The sequence below is a fragment of the Nocardia sp. NPDC005366 genome, from assembly GCF_040606855.1.
Taxonomy (GTDB): domain Bacteria; phylum Actinomycetota; class Actinomycetes; order Mycobacteriales; family Mycobacteriaceae; genus Nocardia.
The window spans coordinates 1-2,445 of record NZ_JBEXFQ010000092.1 but is presented as its reverse complement, the minus strand read 5'-3'; the positions used below and the strand labels follow the sequence as shown (position 1 = coordinate 2,445).

The window sequence follows — 2,445 nt, the reverse complement described above, 5'->3', positions numbered from 1 at the left end:
AAACCGATCACCCGCCGACCTCGCCACAGCGGACATGATGCACCACCGGCCACTCCAAGCTGACTAATCAGACGATTGGGAGACAGAACCTAGGCGGACGGGGCTTGTCGGTGCCGCGCGCTACGGTCTGGGCACGGCGCCGATCGCGGGCCGTGACGGGAGGAAAAACCATGTATCGGCAAGGCGATGTCCTGATCATGGCGCTCGACGGGAGCGCCGTACCCGAGTCGCTCGCGCACAGACCTTCGGAGGCACGGGACGACAGGGGCAGGCTGGTGCTCGCACTCGGTGAGGTCACCGGCCACGCGCACGCGGTCCAGGGCCCCGGCGCCTTGATTCGCGAGGCGGGCGCGACCGGCCCGATGCTGCTGCACCTACCCGAGGGCGGGCGCGTCGTCCACGAGGAACACGCCGCCATCGCACTGCCGAAGGGGTGGTACCGGGTGGTGCGTCAGCGGGAGTACGTGCCGGGTTCGGTCCGCGTCGTCGCGGACTGATTCGTGCCGAGATCGTCGAAAAGTATTCGGGAAGAACGGAATTGAGCGAATTCGTGGCAAAGCGGAATGAATGGAGATCGGTGGCGACGGCGACCGGCCCTGGTGATCGCGCAGTGGTGGAGCACGCGGTGCGCTCGTGCTACCGGCGCGCCGGACTCCCCGAGCCCGAGCGCATCGCCTGGGTTCGTTCGCCGCTGGAGGCGGTACACATGGTGCGGACGGTGGGGGCGCTCGGGGAGACCGGGGCCTGTGTGCGGGAGGCCGTGCGCAACGCTCCGTGGGCGGCCGAGCGTGCGCGTGTGCACGCCGAACTCGGCCCGACCGGATTCGGCGAGCATTGGCAGGCGACCGGCGCGGATCTCTGGGAGCTGACCAGCACCGTGATCGACCGCATCAGGGCCGGGGTCATCGATGCGGCCGCGTCGAAGCGCGAGGAGCGCGACGAGATTCGTCTGCTGCTGCTCGACGCCGCACTCGGCCAGCACGACGCCGCGTGGCTGTCCGCGTTCGGCACCGACCCCGGTGATCCGCTCGACGCGCTGGCCGCGATCGCCGCCGAGGCGGGCTGGTGGTGGCCCTACGAGAAGGTCGCACTGATCAGCGAACGCCCCGTCGAACTGCACCGCGACGAAGCCGGTCGCCTCGACCGCGCCGACGGCCCCGCCCTCGCCTACGCCGACGGATTCGCCCTGCACGCGTGGCGCGGCATGCCGGTTCCCGCCGAATTCCTCGACGGACTGCGCACATTGACCGCCGAGCGGATTCGCGAAGAGGAGAACGCCGAACTGCGCCGGGTGATGCTGGAGTACTACGGCTACGACCGCTACCTCGACGAATCCGGCGCCCGCCCGATCCACCGGGACGAGACGGGCGTGCTCTGGCGTATCGAACTGGACGGTGACGAGGATGTGGCGATGGTCGAGGTCGTCAACTCCACACCCGAACCCGACGGCACCAGTCGTACCTACTGGCTGCGGGTTCCGCCGACGACGGAGACCGCTCGGGAGGGAGTGGCCTGGACCTTCGGGGTCAGCGCCGAGGACTACGCACCGCTGAAGCAGACCTGAGTTCGCTCAACCGAGGATTCCGCCGAACATGCCGCCGCTCTGGCCCGCCTGTTGACCACCGCCGGTGCCGGCGATGAGACCGCCCGGCGGCAGTTCGGAGGGCTGGACGATGACGAATCCGCGGCCGGAGAAGGACAGCGTGAGGCCCTCGCCGGTACTGCGGCCCATGAGGCGACCGAGTCCGAAGGAGTCATTGCGTTTGATACCGGTCTGGAGACTGGATGACCAGGCTACGGCGGCCTGCGGATCGGCATAGGTGGGCTGATCGACATTCAGCACCACCGGGGTGCCGTGGGTGGTGATGGCGATGCGCCCGCGTCCGGTGAACACGCAGTTGAAAAGTCCCGCGTTACTGGCGTATCCGGCGGCGCCCTGGACGCGTTTGACGTCGTAGCGCAGACTCGAGTCGAAGGCGAGGACGTTGGCGCCGTTGATGGTGAGCCCGTCACTGCCGTCCAGATCGATGGTGTGCACATCGGAGGCATTGCTGGCCAGGAACAGGTCACCACGCCCCGACACCTTCATCAACGGCACGCCTTCGCCGGTGAGCCGCTGCTGGATCGCGCGGCCGATACCGCCGGAGCCGAGGGCCTGGAAATTCAGGTCGCCCTGATAGGCGACCATCGATCCGGTGCGTGCCATGGTCTCGCCGTTGACGGCGACCTTGATCATTTTGCCGCCCTGCTTCTGGATACCGACGCCGGTGGCCTCGGCGAAGCTGGGGTTGAACAGATCGCTCTGCATCGGCAGTGCTCCTTGCTGCGGTGCTGACATCGGAGGCGGGGCGGCGGGCGGCGGATAGCCGGGCGCGGAGGGCGGGGGACCGGCCGGGGGCTGTCCCGGCGGCGCATAGGGCTGAGCTGCGGGCGGAAACGGTGGCG

At 68.7% G+C, this 2,445-nt stretch carries 3 protein-coding genes; 2 read left to right on the top strand and 1 reads right to left on the bottom strand.

The annotated features are described in order from the left end of the window. The first annotated feature begins 170 nt into the window (after nt 1–170). A complete protein-coding gene (locus tag ABZS43_RS36515) occupies nt 171–497 on the top strand; it encodes a hypothetical protein (RefSeq protein WP_355040584.1) in 327 nt (108 codons plus the stop codon). Between the two features lie 53 nt (nt 498–550). Beyond that, nucleotides 551–1,564, top strand: a complete 1,014-nt coding sequence (locus tag ABZS43_RS36510; protein WP_355040583.1) for a DUF6745 domain-containing protein — start codon at nt 551–553, stop codon at nt 1,562–1,564. A gap of 6 nt (nt 1,565–1,570) precedes the next feature. Here ABZS43_RS36510 and ABZS43_RS36505 read toward each other — a convergent pair. Then, nucleotides 1,571–2,445: AIM24 family protein (locus tag ABZS43_RS36505; protein ID WP_355040582.1), on the bottom strand; the 875-nt coding region annotated here is incomplete at its 5' end.

Excerpts from the sequence above, each read along its gene's own strand:
- ABZS43_RS36515 (WP_355040584.1), top strand. The coding sequence starts at position 171 with ATGTATCGGCAAGGCGATGTCCTGATCATGGCGCTCGACGGGAGCGCC.